This window comes from Parafrankia elaeagni (assembly GCF_000374165.1).
Taxonomy (GTDB): domain Bacteria; phylum Actinomycetota; class Actinomycetes; order Frankiales; family Frankiaceae; genus Parafrankia; species Parafrankia elaeagni.
Genome location: NZ_KB893739.1, coordinates 85,712 through 103,181 on the forward strand (window position 1 = coordinate 85,712; position 17,470 = coordinate 103,181).

General features: G+C 71.0%; 12 protein-coding genes. 3 read left to right on the top strand and 9 right to left on the bottom strand.

What is annotated here, in order from left to right:
* The first annotated feature begins 259 nt into the window (after nucleotides 1-259).
* From B207_RS0120660 to B207_RS34750, 3 genes are all read left to right on the top strand, one after another.
* A complete protein-coding gene (locus B207_RS0120660; RefSeq protein WP_018638499.1) occupies nucleotides 260-2,146 on the top strand; it encodes a 2-oxoacid:acceptor oxidoreductase subunit alpha in 1,887 nt (628 codons plus the stop codon).
* On the top strand, nucleotides 2,143-3,204 hold the full coding sequence (locus B207_RS0120665) for a 2-oxoacid:ferredoxin oxidoreductase subunit beta (protein ID WP_018638500.1): 1,062 nt from the start codon (nucleotides 2,143-2,145) through the stop codon (nucleotides 3,202-3,204). The genes B207_RS0120660 and B207_RS0120665 overlap by 4 nt, the downstream gene beginning before the upstream one ends.
* A 403-nt stretch (nucleotides 3,205-3,607) precedes the next feature.
* Nucleotides 3,608-5,119, top strand: a complete 1,512-nt coding sequence (locus tag B207_RS34750) for a hypothetical protein (RefSeq protein WP_084692237.1) — start codon at nucleotides 3,608-3,610, stop codon at nucleotides 5,117-5,119.
* A gap of 99 nt (nucleotides 5,120-5,218) precedes the next feature.
* Here B207_RS34750 and B207_RS0120675 read toward each other — a convergent pair whose 3' ends face one another.
* The 9 genes from B207_RS0120675 to B207_RS0120715 form a co-directional block, all read right to left on the bottom strand.
* Nucleotides 5,219-6,235: a polyprenyl synthetase family protein gene (locus B207_RS0120675; protein ID WP_026311265.1), complete on the bottom strand. Its 1,017-nt coding sequence runs from the start codon at nucleotides 6,233-6,235 to the stop codon at nucleotides 5,219-5,221.
* 7 nt (nucleotides 6,236-6,242) lie between these two features.
* Nucleotides 6,243-7,820, bottom strand: a complete 1,578-nt coding sequence (gene nuoN, locus B207_RS0120680) for an NADH-quinone oxidoreductase subunit NuoN (RefSeq protein WP_018638503.1) — start codon at nucleotides 7,818-7,820, stop codon at nucleotides 6,243-6,245.
* Between the two features lie 14 nt (nucleotides 7,821-7,834).
* Nucleotides 7,835-9,394 (bottom strand): NADH-quinone oxidoreductase subunit M, encoded by a 1,560-nt coding sequence (locus B207_RS0120685; RefSeq protein ID WP_018638504.1) that lies wholly within the window; start codon nucleotides 9,392-9,394, stop codon nucleotides 7,835-7,837.
* A gap of 1 nt (nucleotide 9,395) precedes the next feature.
* Nucleotides 9,396-11,381 (bottom strand): NADH-quinone oxidoreductase subunit L, encoded by a 1,986-nt coding sequence (gene nuoL / locus B207_RS0120690; RefSeq protein WP_018638505.1) that lies wholly within the window; start codon nucleotides 11,379-11,381, stop codon nucleotides 9,396-9,398.
* A gap of 256 nt (nucleotides 11,382-11,637) precedes the next feature.
* Nucleotides 11,638-11,937 (bottom strand): NADH-quinone oxidoreductase subunit NuoK, encoded by a 300-nt coding sequence (gene nuoK, locus B207_RS0120695; RefSeq protein ID WP_018638506.1) that lies wholly within the window; start codon nucleotides 11,935-11,937, stop codon nucleotides 11,638-11,640.
* Nucleotides 11,934-12,896, bottom strand: coding sequence for an NADH-quinone oxidoreductase subunit J (locus B207_RS0120700; RefSeq protein ID WP_018638507.1), 963 nt, complete (start codon nucleotides 12,894-12,896; stop codon nucleotides 11,934-11,936). Before B207_RS0120700 ends, nuoK begins: the two co-directional genes overlap by 4 nt.
* The gene (gene nuoI, locus B207_RS0120705; protein WP_018638508.1) at nucleotides 12,893-13,552 is read right to left on the bottom strand and encodes an NADH-quinone oxidoreductase subunit NuoI; all 660 of its coding nucleotides are present in this window, start codon (nucleotides 13,550-13,552) and stop codon (nucleotides 12,893-12,895) included. The genes B207_RS0120700 and nuoI overlap by 4 nt, the downstream gene beginning before the upstream one ends.
* Nucleotides 13,553-13,555: 3 nt before the next feature.
* The gene (gene nuoH / locus B207_RS0120710) at nucleotides 13,556-14,893 is read right to left on the bottom strand and encodes an NADH-quinone oxidoreductase subunit NuoH (RefSeq protein ID WP_018638509.1); all 1,338 of its coding nucleotides are present in this window, start codon (nucleotides 14,891-14,893) and stop codon (nucleotides 13,556-13,558) included.
* Nucleotides 14,890-17,469: an NADH-quinone oxidoreductase subunit G gene (locus B207_RS0120715; RefSeq protein ID WP_035741525.1), complete on the bottom strand. Its 2,580-nt coding sequence runs from the start codon at nucleotides 17,467-17,469 to the stop codon at nucleotides 14,890-14,892. The genes nuoH and B207_RS0120715 overlap by 4 nt, the downstream gene beginning before the upstream one ends.
* Between the last annotated feature and the right edge of the window lies 1 nt (nucleotide 17,470).

Sequence of the window (17,470 nt, forward strand, 5' to 3'; positions counted from 1 at the left end):
GCGGGAGTCCGGGCCGCTCGCGCCATGTCCGCACGGCCCACCGGAGGCGGCCCGGCCCCCTGTTCCCGGACCCCCGCGACCAATACCAGAAAACGCATACTGCAACCAGTCACGCACGGCCAGCAAGGGGTCGGCGGTCGGGATAATCCGGCCGGAAGCCGCGGCACCCCGCTCTTCCCGGCGGCGCCGGGTGGCGGCATCCTCGTGCCCTATTGAGCTGCCCGGTACGCTGGGGTGGTACCTGAGGAGGTTACTAAAGGTGTCTGAGCAGGTCAGGGAGAGGGAGACCCGCCGGCTCGACCGGGTCGTCGTGCGGTTCGCCGGCGACTCCGGCGACGGTATGCAGCTCACCGGGGAACAGTTCACGAGCGAGACGGCGGCATTCGGCAACGATCTGTCCACGCTTCCGGACTTTCCCGCGGAAATTCGGGCGCCAGCCGGCACGCCTGCCGGAGTTTCTGGCTTCCAGCTCCATTTTTCCGATCACGATATTCTGACCCCGGGCGATGCCCCGGACGTCCTGGTCGCCATGAACCCGGCCGCGCTGAAGGCGAATCTCAAGGACCTGCCGCCCGGTGCGGACCTGATCGTCAACACCGATGCGTTCACCGGCGGCAACCTGAAGAAGGCCGGCTACGCCGCCGACCCGCTGACGGACGGGACCCTGGACAACTACACCGTCCACCGCGTGCCGCTGACGTCGATGACGATCAACGCGGTCCACGCCGCCGAGGGCGTCGGCGGGGCGGTGAACAAGAAGGAAGCCGAGCGGGCGAAGAACATGTTCGCGCTCGGCCTGATGAGCTGGCTGTACCACCGGCCGACCGGCGGCACCGAGGGCTTCCTCAAGAAGAAGTTCGCCAAGCGGCCGGAGATCGCGGCGGCCAACATCGCCGCGTTCCGGGCCGGTTTCAACTACGGCGAGACCACCGAGTCCTTCTCGGTCACCTACGAGGTCGCCCCGGCCCGTATGCGGTCCGGCACCTACCGGCGCATCACCGGGAACATCGCCCTCTCCTACGGGCTGATCGCCGCCGGTGAGCTCACGAAGCTGCCGCTGTTCCTCGGCACCTACCCGATCACCCCGGCGTCGGACATCCTGCACGAGCTGAGCAAGCACAAGCAGTTCGGCATCCGGACGTTCCAGGCCGAGGACGAGATCGCCGGTGTCGGTGCGGCGCTCGGCGCCTCGTTCGGCGGCTCGCTGGGTGTGACGACGACGTCCGGGCCGGGAGTCGCGCTGAAGAGCGAGACGATCGGTCTGGCGGTCAGCCTGGAGCTGCCGCTGCTGATCGTGGACATCCAGCGCGGTGGCCCGTCGACCGGCCTGCCGACCAAGACCGAGCAGGCCGACCTCCTGCAGGCGATGTTCGGCCGCAACGGTGAGGCCCCGGTGCCGATCGTGGCGCCGCAGTCACCGGCGGACTGTTTCCACGCCGCCATCGAGGCCGCCCGGATCGCGACGAAGTACCGCACGCCGGTGTTCCTGCTCTCGGACGGCTACCTGGCGAACGGCTCCGAGCCGTGGCTGCTGCCGACCAGCGAGGAGCTGCCGGACCTCACGGTGACCTTCACGACCGAGCCGAACCACACCGGTCCCAAGGGTCCCGAGTTCTGGCCGTACCAGCGCGACCCGGAGACACTCGCCCGGCCGTGGGCTGTCCCCGGCACCCCGGGCCTCGAGCACCGGATCGGTGGTCTGGAGAAGGCCGACGGGTCGGGCAACATCTCCTACGACCCGGCGAACCACGACCGCATGGTGCGGCTGCGGCAGGCGAAGGTCGACGGCATCGCCCGCGACATCGCCCCGCTGGAGGTCGACGACCCGTCCGGCATGGCGGACGTGCTCGTGCTCGGCTGGGGGTCGACCTTCGGGCCGATCGCCGCCGGCTGCCGGCGGGTCCGGGCCAAGGGCCTGCACGTGGCCCAGGCGCACCTGCGCCACCTCAACCCGTTCCCGGCGAACACCGCCGAGGTGCTGCGCTCCTACGACAAGGTGCTGATCCCCGAGATGAACCTCGGCCAGCTCCGCACTCTGATCAGGTCGCAGTTCCTGGTGGACGCGATCGGCTACAACCAGGTCCGTGGGCTGCCGTTCAAGGCTGCGGAACTCGCGGGCGTCTTGGAGGATGTGATCAACCAGTGACCGTCACGACGAACGGCAACGGGATTACCAACCGACTCCTGGACCTGGTGCCCGCCGCCCCGACCCAGCTGACCCGCAAGGACTTCACCTCCGACCAGGAGGTCCGGTGGTGCCCGGGTTGCGGCGACTACGCCATCCTGGCGACCGTGCAGGGCTTCCTGCCGGAGCTCGGCATCGCCCGGGAGAACGTCGCCTTCATCTCGGGCATCGGGTGCTCCTCCCGTTTCCCGTACTACCTGCAGACCTACGGGATGCACTCGATCCACGGGCGTGCGCCGGCGATCGCGACCGGGCTGGCCACCTCCCGCCCGGACCTGTCGGTGTGGGTCGTCACCGGCGACGGTGACGCCCTGTCCATCGGCGGGAACCACCTGCTCCACGCGATGCGCCGCAACGTCAACCTCAAGATCCTGATGTTCAACAACCGGATCTACGGCCTGACCAAGGGGCAGTACTCGCCGACCTCCGAGGTCGGGAAGATCACGAAGTCGACACCGTTCGGCTCGCTGGACCGCCCGTACAACCCGGCGTCGCTGGCGCTGGGCGCGGAGGCCACCTTCGTCGCCCGGTCGATCGACTCGGACCGCGCCCACCTGACGTCGGTGCTGCGCGCCGCGGCGGAGCACCCGGGCACCGCGTTCGTCGAGATCTTCCAGAACTGCAACATCTTCAACGACGGCGCGTTCGAGCCCCTCAAGGACCGGACGACGCGGGACGACGTCACCCTGAAGCTGGTCGACGGCGAGCCGCTGCTGTTCGGCGCCGAGCGGGACAAGGGCATCCGGCGGTCCGCGTCGGGCGGTCTGGAGGTCTGCGCGGCGACCGACGAGGGCGTCCTCGTGCACGACGCGGCGAACCGGGACCCGAGCCAGGCCTTCGCCCTGTCGCGGCTGACCGGCGACGACCACGGAGTCACCCCGATCGGGGTGTTCCGCAACGTCGACGTACCGACCTACGACGAGGCCCTCAACGGGCAGGTCGAGCAGGCCCGCGCCAAGAACGGCACCGGCGACCTGATCGGCCTCATCTCGGGCAGCGAGACCTGGACGATCGACTGACCGTGCGTCGACTGACCGTGCGTCGAGCGGCCGCGGAGATCGGCTGACGGCTCAGGTCGGCCGGCAGCACGACCGTGAAGGCCGGGGTGGTGGAACAACACCACCCCGGCCTTCGCCTTTCGGCCCTGCGCATCGTTTCCGGACCCCGGCGCGCCGCCATAAGGTGCTATCTACTTACTTTTGTCCCTGTTGGCGGCACATGTTGCACTTGCCGCTTTCTGATCAGTGTGCGGTAAGGTGACTGCCGGTGGGGGTGCCGTGCGGCCCGGGGGGGCTCACAACACCAGAACAGCCGGAGGCGTAGTGCGGGTTCACGCAGCGCGAGGTCACCGAGCCCATCACCGAGGCTCGCCGCCGCCCACCAGTGCCCGGTTCCAGGGCCTGCCGGCCGCGGGAGCGCAGCATGGGTAGCCACTCCGCGGGTCGGCACAGCCGGGGAGCTCCCAGCAGCGGTCGGCGCCCCGAGGCGCGGGCCGAGGCTTTGGGCCAGGCCTCCGTCCACACACCTCCGGACGGCCGTCCGGCGCAGCCCTCCGAGCGCGGCCCCCGTGAGCCGCTGCCGCACCGCTACCCGACACCGCGCCGCGAGCCGTCACAGCATCGCGAGCCGCCGCTCTACGCCCAGCGGCGCGCCGAGCCCCTCCCACGGACGTCCCAGGCGCAGAGCCGGCAGCAGAGCGCGGCCCCGGCCCGTTCCACCTGGGTCACCAGCGAGTGGAGCAGCAGCCCCTCCGCGGGGATGTCCCCGCTGCCGAGGCGTTTCCCGCCGCCCCGGCCAACCAGCCGACCCCCCGGAGAGATCGACACGCTCACCGGGCCGCTGTCGATGAGCTCCGGTGCCGACACCGCACGGCCGGCCCGGCCCGCCCGCAGCACGCGCTCCTCGCTGTTCGAGCCGGTGCGCCCGGTCGGCTCTCTCGGCCTCGGGCACGCCGAGGACATCGATCCGGACACTCCAGCCGCCCGGGGGAAGGGCCTGCGCGCGACCGGCACGCGGCTCGTTCCCCAGGATCGGGCGCCGCGCCCGGGAGGCAGCCGGTCGGGTTCCACCACCGCCGGCCGCGGAGCGCACCGTGCACCAGCCCCCCGCCGCGCACCCGGCCGCACCAGGATGGTGGTGGCGGGCACCGCTTCCCTCGCCGGTCTCTCCGCGATCGTGACCGGCGTCGCGCTCACGGGCGAGCACGCGGTCACCAATGCCGGGCCGACGACCGGCGCCACGCCGCTCATCCAGGTGGACGAGGCCCGCCAGGCGTTCGGTTCGGACGACGCGCAGGCCTCCCGGGGCAGCCGCGAACCACTGCTGCCTCCGCAGGTCTCCGACCCCACCGGCGACACCCTGCCCACCGGTTCCGGCCCGAGCACCAGCACGGGCCCGATCGGCCAGGAGTACGGGTACCAGCACTACACCCGCCAGAACACCCCGGCGCCGCCGGCGAACCCGGGCACCACGGGCGAGGAGGGTCTCTCCGGCTACGAGATCCCGTTCGTACCGCTGACCCCGCAGACCAGCGCGGCACCGACACCGGCCGGGACCACCCCGCCGGCGGGCACGACGTCCGACCCGGCCACCGGCGGAGCCGCACCCGGCACAACCCCTGGTGCAACACCCGGCGGCACGACCACCGGCGGCACGACCACCGCGCCGGGCACCGCCACGCCCGGGGGCACCGCCACGCCGCAGCCGACAACCCCGGCGACGAAGCCGGCCTCCGGCGGCACGACCACGCCCACTACTCCGCGCCCGTCCAGCTCGGCCTCGACGACCCCGCCGCCGAGCACGACGCCGGAGGACGAGGAGGAGGGCTCGCTGCCGTTCAACCCGGAGCCGGTACAGGTCACCCCGATCTGGGACTCGCTCTTCCCGCCGGCGGCCTCCGGCTCCACGGCGACGAGCAGCTCCGCCACCAGGTAAAGGCGCTCGGCCACAGGGCCGGGAAGATCCCCGCGGCCGCGGCCGCCCACCGCCGCTGGCGGGTGGGCGGCCGCTGGCAGTTCGTGGTCAGCCCGCGGGTCAGCCCGTGCGGTCGACGACGAAGTCGGCCAGTGACTCCAGAGCCACCTTCGCGGAGCTGTCGGGGAGCGGAGCCAGGCAGGCGCGGGCCTCGTTCGACCAGCGGATCAGCTCGGCACGTGCCCGGCCCATGGCCGGGTGCTCCCGCAGTACCTCCAACGCCTCCGCGACGGCGGGCTCCGCGACTCCCTCCTGCGCCCAGGGGTTTTCGCCGAGCAGATCACGCAGCCGCCGCGCACCCGCGTCGTCGCCCTCCAGGGCGTACAGGACGGGAAGCGTCGGGATGCCCTCACGCAGATCGGTACCGGGGGTCTTCCCGGACGCCTCGGTCGGTGACGCGACGTCGATGAGGTCGTCGGAGAGCTGGAAGGCCACCCCGAACCGCTCGCCGAACGCGGCGAGGATGTCGGACGTCACCGGGTCGGCGCCGGCGAGCATCGCCCCGAGCCGGCCGGAGGTGGCGATCAGCGACGCGGTCTTGTCGGTGATGACCCGCAGGTAGTGCTCGATCGGATCCTGGCCGGGTGTGGGGCCGACGGTCTCACGGATCTGTCCCTCGCACAGTGCGGCGATGGTGCGGGCCAGGATGCGGGTGGCCTCCGGCCCCAGGTCAGCCGTGATCTCGGAGGCGCGGGCGAACAGGAAGTCGCCGGTGAGAATCGCGACCGTGTTCGTCCAGCGGGCGTTGGCCGACGCCGCGCCACGCCGCAGCGGTGCCTCGTCCATCACGTCGTCGTGGTACAGCGTCGACAGGTGCGTCAGCTCGATCGCGACGGCGGCCGGCACCACGCCGACAGCGTCGGGGTCGGCGAACTGCGCCGCAAGCAGCACGACCATGGGCCGGAACCGCTTGCCGCCCGCGTCGACGAGGTGCCGGGACGCCTCGGTGACGAACGAGAACTCGCTGCGGACGGACACCCGCAGCTGGTCCTCGACCGCGGCGAGCCCGACCCGGACAGCCTTCTCAAGATCAGGGTCGGCCCTGATCCCCATCACGTCCAGCCCGATAGCGCTCATACCGCCATCAGCGTACGAAGCCGGAGGTCGCCGCGGTGGTCGCAAGGTCGAGAAGTGGCTGGGGAATCACGCCCAGAAGCAGAGTCATGAGTGCACCTATACCCACCGTGGCGAAGGTCAGCGTCGGGCGGGTGACCACCACCGGGCCGTCTGCCAACGGCTCGGAGAAGAACATCAGCACAATCACGCGGACGTAGAAGAACGCGGCGATGGCGCTGCAGACGAGAGCGACGATGACGAGCGGGGTGGCGTCACCGGCGATCGCAGCCTGGAAGACCGCGAACTTGCCGGTGAATCCGCTGGTCAGCGGAATACCGGCCAGTGCGAGCAGCAGGAACGCGAACGTGCCCGCGACCACCGGCGAGGTGCGGCCCAGGCCCTGCCACTGGGACAGGTCGCTGGCCTCCCCGTCTCCGGTGCGGACGAGCGAGACGACACCGAACGCGGCGATGGTGGTGAAGCCGTAGGTCACCAGGTAGAACATCGCGCCGCGCAGGCCGTCGGTGTTCGAGCCGGCCATGCCGACCAGCAGGAAGCCGGCGTGGGCGACGGCCGAGTAGGCGAGCATCCGCTTGATGTCGCGCTGGGTCAGCGCCAGCACCGCCCCGACGACCATGGTGAGGATCGCGACGGCCCAGACCACGGGACGCCAGTCCCAGCGCATGCCGCCGAAGGCCACGTAGAAGACCCGGAGCAGCGCGCCGAAGGCGGCCACCTTGGTGCCGGCCGCCATGAACGCGGTGATCGGCGTCGGGGAGCCCTGGTAGACGTCCGGCGTCCAGGAGTGGAACGGAGCGGCACCGATCTTGAAGAACAGACCGACGCCGAGCAGGGCGAGCGACAGGTAGAGATAGGTGTCGTTCTGGCCGACCGTGCCGACCGCGTCGGCGACCCGCCCCAGCTCGACGCTGCCGGCGTAACCGTAGGCGAACGCGACACCGTAGAGGAAGAACGCCGACGAGAACGCCCCGAGCAGGAAGTACTTCATCGCGGCTTCCTGCGACAGCAGGCGCCGCCGGCGGGCGAGCCCGGCCAGCAGGTACAGCGGCAGCGACAGGATCTCCAGCGCGACGAACATGACCAGCAGGTTGTTCGAGGCGACGAAGAGCAGCATGCCGCTGACCGAGAAGACCATCAGCGGGTAGGCCTCGGTCTGCACCTCCGGGGAGGTGCGCTGCGCCGTGGAGCCCTTGGAGCCGGGCACGACGGCCGCGGAGGCGACGAGCGCGCCACCGGACGAGTCCAGCCGGCGCTCGGCGACGAGCAGGACGGCCAGCGCCGCGAACACCAGGATGGTGCCCTGCATGAACAGGGTGGGCCCGTCGATGGCCACCGCGCCGGCGGCGAGGATCTCGCGCCGGGTGTGCAGGAGCACGACGGCGACGAAGGCGGCGATGAAGCCGCCGCCCGCGAGCAGCGGCTGCAGCACCCGCCGGGCCTTCGGCGGCGCGAAGGCGTCGACGAGGACACCGGCCAGGGCGACGCCGAAGAGGATGAGCATCGGGCTGAGCGCCGAGTACTCGATCGACGGCGGTGTGATCTTCTGTGTGACGTCCTGTGCCAGCGGGACGTTCTGTGCCAGCACAGTGGGTACTGCGCTCACGAATGGCCTCCGGATTCCGGCGCGGCCACCGGGGCCGTCGGCGCCGGGTCAGACTTCCCGATGTCCTCGAAGGTGGCGGTGACCGTGGGCGTGATGATGTCGAGCAGCGGCTTGGGGTACACGCCGAGCCCGATGATCAGCGCGACCATCGGCGCGACCACCAGCCGCTCCCGCGTGCTGAGGTCCTTGACGAGGCGCATCTTCTCGTCCTTGATCGGACCGGTCATCGTGCGCTGGTACAGGTAAAGGATGTAGACCGCGGCGAGCACGATGCCGCAGGTCGCCACGATCGCCAGCGCCCGGTACTCGGTGAAGGTGCCGACCAGCACCAGGAACTCGCTGACGAAGCTGTTCGTGCCCGGCAGCGCCAGCGAGGACAGGCCGGCGATCAGGAAGACCCCGGCGAGTATCGGCGTCACCTGGGCCATGCCGCCGTAGGCGCTGACGTCCCGGCTGCCCCGCCGGCTGACCAGGATGCCGACCACCAGGAACAGCAGGCCCGTCGACAGTCCGTGGTTGACCATGTAGAGCACGGCGCCGGTGCCGGCCTGCGAGGTGAAGGCGAACGTCCCCAGGGCGATGAAGCCGAAGTGCGCCAGCGAGGTGTAGGCGACCAGGCGTTTCATGTCCCGCTGGCCGATGGCCAGCAGTGCGCCGTAGAAGATGCCGATCACCGCCAGGGCCAGCACCATCGGCGCGAAGTACTCGGCGGCGTCCGGGAACAGCGGGATGCAGTACCGGATGAGGCCGAAGGTGCCGACCTTGTCCAGGACGCCGACCAGCAGCACGGCGCCGCCGGTGGGCGACTGCGCGCCGGCGTCGGGCAGCCAGGTGTGGAACGGGAACAGCGGCGCCTTGATCGCGAAGGCGACGAAGAAGCCGAGGAACAGCAGCTTCTGCACGCCGGGGGTGATCTCCAGCTGGCGCAGGGTGGCGAAGTCGAAGGTGCCGGTACCGAGCTGGTCGGCGGAGACCACGTAGAGACCGATCACCGCGGCCAGCATCAGCAGCCCGCCGAACAGGCTGTAGAGCAGGAACTTCACCGCCGCGTAGGAACGCTGTGCCTTCTCCTCGGCCGGCCCGTAGCTCCCGATGAGGAAGTACATCGGGATGAGCATGGCCTCGAAGAAGACGTAGAAGAGGAACACGTCGGTGGCCGCGAAGACCCCGATCATGCCCGTCTCCAGCGCCAGCAGCAGCGCGAAGAACGCCGGGACCGACCGCTTGCCCTCCTCGACCTCGTCCCACGAGGCCAGCACGACCACCGGCACGAGCAGCGCGGCGAGCAGCATCAGCACCAGCGAGATGCCGTCGGCGCCCACCGAGTAGGAGACGCCGAACTCCTTGATCCAGTCGTAGGACTGGCCGAACTGGAAACCGGCCTTGTCCGGGTCGTAGGCGGCGGTGGCCAGCACGGCCAGCACCAGCACCGCGAGCGAGATCGCCAGCGTGAGCTGCTTGGCGAGCGCGACGGACCGGCGCGGAAGACCCGCGACCACGAGCGATCCGACCGCGGGGACGATCAGCAGGATCGTCAGCCAGGGAGCCGTACTCACGTCAGCCGGCCCTGGTCAGCAGCAGAGCACCGACCACGAGGACGGCACCTCCCAACATCGACAGTGCGTAGGACCGGACGAAACCGGTCTGGGTGCGTCGCAGCCGGCCGGACAGCCCGCCGACGGCCGCGGCGCTGCCGCGCACGAATCCGTCGATCCCGACGTTGTCCGCCCAGACCAGGAAGCGGGTCAGGTACTGCCCGGGCCGCATGGCGACGGCCTCGTTGACGGTGTTCGCGTAGAGGTCGTGCCGCGCGGCGACGGTGACCACGCTGACCTCGGCGTCCGGCCGGGCGACGGCCTCGACGGGGCGCAGCGCGTAGCGCAGGTAGGCACCGGCGAAACCACCGGCGGAGACGACCAGCACCAGCGCGGTGACGACGGCGGGCGAGATGTCGTGGTGCGCCTCGCCGTGCTCACCGACGACCGGCGCCAGCCAGTTCTGCATCGAGTTGCCGAGGACGAACAGGCCACCGGCGAACACCGAGCCGACCGCGAGCAGCAGCATCGGGCCGGTCATCGTGGTCGGCGACTCGTGCGGGTGCTTTGCCTTCGGGCCCTCGTGCTCCCAGCGTTCCTTGCCGTGGAAGGTCATGAGGAACAGCCGGGTCATGTAGAACGCGGTGATACCGGCGCCGAGCAGTGCCACTCCGCCGAGGACGTAGCCGCTCGTCCCGCCCTTGGCCAGCGCGGTCTCGATGATGCGGTCCTTGGTGAAGAAGCCGGACAGGCCCGGGAAGCCGATGATCGCCAGGTAGCCGAGCCCGAAGGTGATCCAGGTGATCGGCATGTACTTCCGCAGCCCGCCGTAGCGGCGCATGTCCTGCTCGTCGTCCATCGCGTGGATGACGGAGCCGGAGCCGAGGAAGAGGCCGGCCTTGAAGAAGCCGTGCGCCAGCAGGTGCATGATGCCGAGCGCGTAGCCGGCGGGCCCGAGGCCCACCGCCAGGAACATGTAGCCGATCTGGCTGACCGTCGAGTACGCCAGGACCTTCTTGATGTCGTCGTAGGCGCAGCCGATGACGCACCCGATCAGGATGGTGACCGCCCCGATGATCAGGACGACGGTGCGGGCGGCCTGCGTCTCGTTGAAGATCGGCGCCGAGCGGACGATCAGGTAGACGCCGGCGGTGACCATCGTCGCGGCGTGGATCAGCGCGGAGATCGGGGTGGGGCCCTCCATGGCGTCCGGCAGCCAGGCCTGCAGCGGGAACTGGCCGGACTTGCCGCACGCGCCGAGCAGGAGCAGCAGCGCGACCGCGCTGATGGTGCCGTAGCCGATCACGTCCGCGGCGGCCGCGCCGAACACGTCGTCGTAGTTGGTGCTGCCGACGGTGGCGAACATGAACATGATGGCGAGCGCCAGCCCGACGTCACCGACCCGGTTCATGTAGAAGGCCTTGTTCGCGGCGGTGGCCGCGGCGGGCTTGTACTCCCAGAACTTGATGAGCAGGTAGGACGAGAGACCGACCAGCTCCCAGCCGCCGTACAGGACCAGGAAGTTGTTCCCCAGGACCAGCAGCAGCATCGACGCCAGGAACAGGTTCATGTAGGCGAAGAAGCGTCGGCGCCCCGGGTCGTGCGCCATGTAGCCGATCGAGTAGATGTGGATCAGCGTTCCCACACCGGTGATCAGCAGTACGAACAGGATGGAGAGCTGGTCCACCAGCAGGCCGACGTCCACCTGGAAGCTGTTGACCGGCACCCAGCTGAACAGGTGCTGGGAGACCGCGCGGTCGTCGCCCTCCCGGTCGAGCAGCCCGAAGAACAGCACCAGGCCGACGACGAACGAGGCCGCCGCCGTGAGCGTTCCGAGCAGGTGGCCCCACCGGTCGGTGCGCCGGCCGCCGAGCAGGAGAACGGCCGCCCCGGCCAGCGGCAGCGCGATGAGCAGCCAGGTCAGCGAGAACGCCCCGGACGCGGCGGCGTAGTGCACGGCCCCACCGCCGTGCTCCTCGGCCGCGAGGAGGGCCCCTGGCGCGCTCATCGCGGTCCGGTTCCGGGTACGTGCGCCAGCGCCAGGGCCACCGGAGGTGGTCCGGGCTGCGCCGCCCCTGTTGCGCAAAGCGTCACTGCAGTGTCGTCCGTTCTTCCGTGACCGGAGGTCCCGGTCGCGGCCGCGTCGTGAGCGGCCGGGGACAGGCCTGGAGGAGGCCCGGGTACGTCGAGGTTGCTCAGTGCGTCGAGGTGCTCAGGACATCGAGGTTGCTCAGGACATCGAGCGACTCAGCACTTCAGGCGGTTCAGTACTTGAGGAGGTTCACGTCGTCGACTGACGCGGATCTGCGCGTCCGGAAGATCGCCAGGATGATGGCGAGGCCGATGACCACCTCGGCGGCGGCCACCACCATGACGAAGAACGCCATGATCTGGCCCTCCAGCGTGCCGTGGATGCGGGAGAAGGTCACCAGCGTCAGGTTCACCGAGTTGAGCATCAGCTCGATCGACATGAACACGACGATCGCGTTGCGCCGGACCAGTACGCCGGTCGCCCCGATGGTGAACAGGAGTCCCGACAGGATCAGATAGTTCGCCGGGTTCACCGACCACTCCCCCTGCCCGCGCCGACCGGCGCCGACTCGCCCACGGCGCTCCCGCTGTCGGAGCCCTCCGCTGTGCCGTTCACGCCGTGGCCGCCGGTGCCCGGCCCGCCGTCACCACCCGTACCACCCGCGCCGCCGGGACCACCGTTGCCACCACCGGAATCACCCGGACCGCTCGGGCCCGGACCGGATCCACCCGGGCCCGCGCTGCCCGGTCCCGGGCCGCTGGCGCCGGGCCCGTCGCCGGTGGACGTCCCGCCGACGGCCGGAGGCTCGCCGGTGCCGCGGACAGCCTGCTCCAGATCTGGATTGAGCGCGAAGACCTTCGGCCCGGGTCGCGGCGTGACCGGCCCGCCCGCGGTGAAGCGCCGGCGCATCTGCTCCTTCTGCGTGAGCTTCTCGCCGGTGTGCTCACGGTGACCCAGCACCATCGTCCCGATGGCGGCCACGACCAGCAGGGCCGAGATCGCCTCGAAGACGAACACGTACTCGGTGAAGAGCAGGCGCCCGATGGCGTGGACGTTGCCCCCGCTGTTCGCCGCCTCCAGACCCGCCGCCGTGCCACCGTCGATCGCCTGGCCGATCGGGAAGACCAGCAGACCGGCGAAGCCCAGACCGAGGATCACCGCGGCGATCCGCTGGCCGCGCAGGGTCTCGACGAGCGAGTCGGACGAGTCCACGCCGACCAACATCAGCACGAACAGGAACAGGACCATGATCGCGCCGGTGTAGACGATGATCTGGACGAACCCGAGGAAGGGCGCGTCCTGGATCAGGTAGAACACCGCGACGCAGAACAGGTTCACGACCAGCAGCAGCGCCGAGTGCACCGCGCTGCGCACCAGCACCAGCCCGAGGGCGGCGATGACCGCGACGGGCGCGAGGAGCCAGAAGGTCCAGGCCTCGCCGTTCGACGTGCTGGTCATCTCCGCCGCCTGGGCGAGGATCTGCGGATTCATCGCGGCTGCTCCGAACCGGCGCCGTGGGCGGGAACCTCGTCCGCCCGGGAGTGCTCGCCGGCGACCCGGCGGGCGATGACGCTCTCCGCCTCGGCCTGGGTCTCCCCGGCCGGCGCACCCTCACCCGAGGTACTGCCCACCTGCCAGGGCAGGGGGGCGTCCGGATCGCGGGTGTAGTAGTCGGTCTCGCTCTCACCCAGCCGCATCGGGTGCGGCGGGTTCTCCATCCCCTCCCGCAGCGGGGCGAGGAGCTGCTCCTTGGTGAAGATCAGGTCGGCGCGGCTGTCGTCGGCGAGCTCGTAGTCGTTCGACATGGTGAGCGCCCGGGTCGGGCACGCCTCGATGCACAGCCCGCACAGGATGCAGCGCAGGTAGTTGATCTGGTAGACGCTGCCGTAGCGCTCACCCGGGGAGTAGCGCTCCTCGTCGGTGTTGTCCGCGCCCTCGACGTAGATCGCGTCCGCGGGGCACGCCCAGGCGCACAGCTCGCACCCGACGCACTTCTCGAGACCGTCGGGGTGTCGGTTGAGCTGGTGCCGGCCGTGGAACCGCGGCGCCGTCTCCTTCTTGTACTCCGGGTACTGCTCGGTCGTCGGCTTCTTGAACATCGTCGAGAAGGTGACGCCGAATCCCTTGTAGGGGTCGAGGATCCCCATGGTTCAGCTCTCCTGACGCGGGCCGGAGCCCGCGGGGATGACGGTGGTGTTTCCCTTGTCGCGCCCCGCCAGCACACCCGCGGCCGGGCCGCCGGACGGCGGGGGCCAGGGGATCCGGTCGAGGCTCGGGGCGGATTCGGCCCGTTCCCGCTCGGCCTCCTCCTGCTCCCGTTGGGCCCTGCCCGCACCCGGATCGATGATCGCGACGATGAGCAGGATGCCCACCACGACCCCGAAGCCGATGAGCCAGGGCGTGCGGTCGGTGACGTGCTCCTGGTAGGCGCGGAAGGTGGCGACCGCGAGCACCCAGACCAGGCCGACCGGGATGAGGACCTTCCAGCCGAAGGCCATGAACTGGTCGTAACGCAGCCGCGGGAGCGTTCCCCGCAGCCAGATGAAGACGAAGATGAACAGCAGCAGCTTGGCGACGAACCAGATCAGCGGGAACCAGCCGTGGTCCAGCCCGGACAGGCCGGGGATGGGCGGCGGCTGCCATCCGCCGAGGAACAGCGTCGTCGCGATCGCCGAGACGGTGACCATGTTGATGTACTCGGCGAGGAAGAAGAAGGCGAACTTGATCGAGCTGTACTCGGTGTGGAAGCCGCCGACCAGCTCGCCCTCGGCCTCGGGGAGGTCGAAGGGCGTCCGGTTCGTCTCGCCGACCATCGCGATCACGTACAGGACGAAGGAGGGCAGCAGCGCGACGTACCACCAGTCGTGCTGGCTCTGCACGATGCCGGCCGTGCTCAGCGTCCCGGCGTAGATGAACACCGCCACGAAGGCGAGGCCCATCGCGACCTCGTAGGAGATGATCTGCGCGGCCGAGCGCAGCGAGCCGAGCAGCGGGTACGTCGACCCGCTGGACCAGCCGGCGAGGATCAGCCCGTAGACGCCCAGCGACGCCGCCGCCAGCAGGTACAGGACGCTGACCGGCAGGTCGGCGAGCTGCAGCAGGGTCCGCTCACCGAAGATCGACACCTCGGGCCCGAACGGGATGCAGGCGAACGCGAGGAACGCGGGTACCGCGGAGATGACCGGCGCCAGGATGAAGATCGGCTTGTCGGCCAGCGCCGGGACGATGTCCTCCTTGAGCATGAGCTTGACGCCGTCGGCGAGGCTCTGCAGCCAGCCGCGCGGGCCGTGCCGGTTCGGCCCGACCCGCTGCTGCATCTTCGCGACGACCTTGCGCTCGAAGACGATCGCGAACAGCGTCATCACGAGCAGGAAGGCGAAGACCGCGACGGCCTTGATCAGGATGAGCCAGAACGGGTCGTCGGTGAGGACGGACGTGTCCGGGTCGCCCATGTTCGCGGCGATCAGGAGCGTCGAGGTCCCGGTCATGCCCGGCCTCCGGTGGTGTCGTTCCGGCCGAGCGGGGCCACGGTCACGGCGGTGTCACTGGCTTCGGCGAGCTGCGAGCCCAGTGCGGTGCCGCGCCGCTCGTCGACCGGGAAGGTGTCGACGCCCCCGCCGGGCGCGGTCTCGGCCGGCAGCGGGCCGCCGGGGGTGAGGCGTACCCGGACCCCCGCGTGCTCCGCCAGCGAGCGGCGCACGTGCGAGCCGGGCGAGTGCGTCGGGACCCAGACCACCCGGAAGGGCATCTCGCTGATCTCCAGCGGCAGGGTGACCGAGCCGCGGGACGTGCTGACGGTGACCGGCTGGCCCTCGACCGCGCCGATCTCGTCCGCGGTGGCCGCCGAGAGCAGCAGCCGCGGCGGGCGGGCGGTGCCGGCGAGGTAGGGCTCGCCGGCCTGCAGCGCGCCGTCGTCGATGTTGAGGTGCCAGGTGGCGAGCAGTGCCTCACCCGCCCCGGCGGCCACCGGCTCGGACGGGACCTCCGTCGGCGCCGGCCCGCGGCCCGTCTCGTCGCCGGCCCGGCCGAGCTCGCTCAGCTCGCGCGCGGCCGCCCCGGCGTCCGGGACGCGCAGGTCGACGCCCATCTCGGCGGCGAGCAGGTGCAGGACCCGCAGGTCGGGCAGTGCGGGGGTGTCGAGCGCCCGCTGGAAGGGACGCAGCCGGCCCTCCCAGTTCACGAACGTGCCCGCCTTCTCCGCGACCGGGGCCACCGGGAAGACCACGTCGGCGACCTCGGCGATCGACGAGCGGCGGATCTCCAGCGAGACGCAGAACGGCACCCGCGCCAGCGCGGCCAGTGCGGCGGCCGGGTCGGGCAGGTCCTCGGCGTCCACGCCGGCGACGACGACCGCGTCGAGGCGGCCCGCCTCGGCGGCGGCCAGGATGCCGGCGGTGTCGCGGCCGGGGGCGCCGAGCAGGTTGGCGCCCCAGAAGGACTCCACCTCGGCGCGGGCTCCGATGTCAGCCACCGGGCGCCCGCCGGGAAGCAGTGACGGCAGCAGGCCGGCGGACACCGCGCCACGCTCGCCGGCGCGGCGCGGCACCCAGGCCAGCGCGGCGCCGGTCGTCTCGGCCAGTCGCAGGGCCGCTGACAGGGCCCCGGGCGACTCGGCGGCGCGCGAACCGACCAGGATCACCGCGCCGGGTGCGCGCAGTGCCTCGGTCGTGGCGGCGCCGGTCGTCCCGGTGGCCAGCTCGTCGAGCGCGGCGGCCTCGCCACCGGGCACGATCGGGATCAGGGTGCCGGCGAGCTTCCGCAGTCCACGGGTGACCAGCGGAGCGAGCGCATGCACCACGGTCCCGTGCTTGCTGGCCGCCTTGCGCAGCCGCAGGAAGACGATGCCGGACTCCTCCTCGGGCTCGAAGGCCACGAGCAGGACAGCGGGGGCGGCTTCCAGGTCGGCGTAGGTGACGCCGATGCCGGTGCCGGCGACCTCGCTGCCGAGGAACGCCTCCTCCTCGGCGGAGTGCGGACGGGCCCGGAAGTCCACGTCGTTGGTGCGCAGAGCCACCCGGGCGAACTTGGCGTAGGCGTAGGCGTCCTCACGGGTGAGCCGGCCCCCGGCCAGCACACCGACACCGCGGCGGTCCCGGCACTCGGCGAGCCCGCGGGCGGCGTACTCCAGCGCCTCCGACCAGCTCGCCTCGACCAGCTCACCGGTGCTGTCGTCGCGGATCAGCGGGGTGGTGAGACGGTCGGCCTGGCGGGCGTAGGTGAACGCGAAGCGGCCCTTGTCGCAGTTCCACTCCTCGTTGACCGCCGGGTCCTCGGCGGCGAGGCGACGGGTCACCTTGCCGCGCCGGTGGTCGGTGCGCAGCGAGCAGCCGGCGGCGCAGTGCTCGCAGGACGTCGGCGTCGACACCAGGTCGAACGGCCGGGCCCGGAACCGGTAGGCGGCGCTGGTGAGCGCGCCGACCGGGCAGATCTGCACCGTGTTGCCGGAGAAGTAGGACGAGAACGGCTGCCCGTCGCTGACCGCGACCTGCTCGGCGGCACCGCGCTCGAACAGCTCGATGAACGGGTCGCCGGCGATCTGCGCGGAGAACCGGGTGCACCGCGCGCAGAGCACGCAGCGCTCGCGGTCCAGCAGGATCTGGGTGGAGATGGCCAGCGGCTTGGGGTAGGCCCGCTTGGTCTCCTTGAACCGGGACGTGGCGGCGCCGTTCGCCATCGACTGGTTCTGCAGCGGGCACTCGCCGCCCTTGTCGCAGATCGGGCAGTCGAGGGGGTGGTTGAGCAGCAGGAACTCCAGGTTCCCGGCCTGTGCCTTCTTCGCGACCGGCGAGGAGATCTGGGTCCTGACCACCATGTCCGCGGCGACCGTGGTGGTACAGGAGGCGACCGGCTTGCGCTGGCCCTCCACCTCCACGATGCACTGCCGGCAGGCCCCGACCGGGTCCAGCAGCGGGTGGTCGCAGAAGCGCGGGATCTCGATGCCCAGCTGCTCCGCGGCCCGGATGATCAGGGTGCCCTTCGGCACGCTCACCGCCACGCCGTCGATGGTGAGCGTGACGTGGTCGGGGGCGGCCGGCGCGGCCGGCTTCTCTGGGGCGACGGTCATG

Bases quoted from the DNA above. Each gene is read 5' to 3' on its own strand.
- B207_RS34750 (WP_084692237.1), top strand. From the start codon at position 3,608: ATGGGTAGCCACTCCGCGGGTCGGCACAGCCGGGGAGCTCCCAGCAGC.
- B207_RS0120675 (WP_026311265.1), bottom strand. From the start codon at position 6,235: ATGAGCGCTATCGGGCTGGACGTGATGGGGATCAGGGCCGACCCTGAT.
- nuoL (WP_018638505.1), bottom strand. From the start codon at position 11,381: ATGAGCGCGCCAGGGGCCCTCCTCGCGGCCGAGGAGCACGGCGGTGGG.
- B207_RS0120700 (WP_018638507.1), bottom strand. From the start codon at position 12,896: ATGAATCCGCAGATCCTCGCCCAGGCGGCGGAGATGACCAGCACGTCG.
- nuoI (WP_018638508.1), bottom strand. From the start codon at position 13,552: ATGGGGATCCTCGACCCCTACAAGGGATTCGGCGTCACCTTCTCGACG.
- nuoH (WP_018638509.1), bottom strand. From the start codon at position 14,893: ATGACCGGGACCTCGACGCTCCTGATCGCCGCGAACATGGGCGACCCG.
- B207_RS0120715 (WP_035741525.1), bottom strand. From the start codon at position 17,469: ATGACCGTCGCCCCAGAGAAGCCGGCCGCGCCGGCCGCCCCCGACCAC.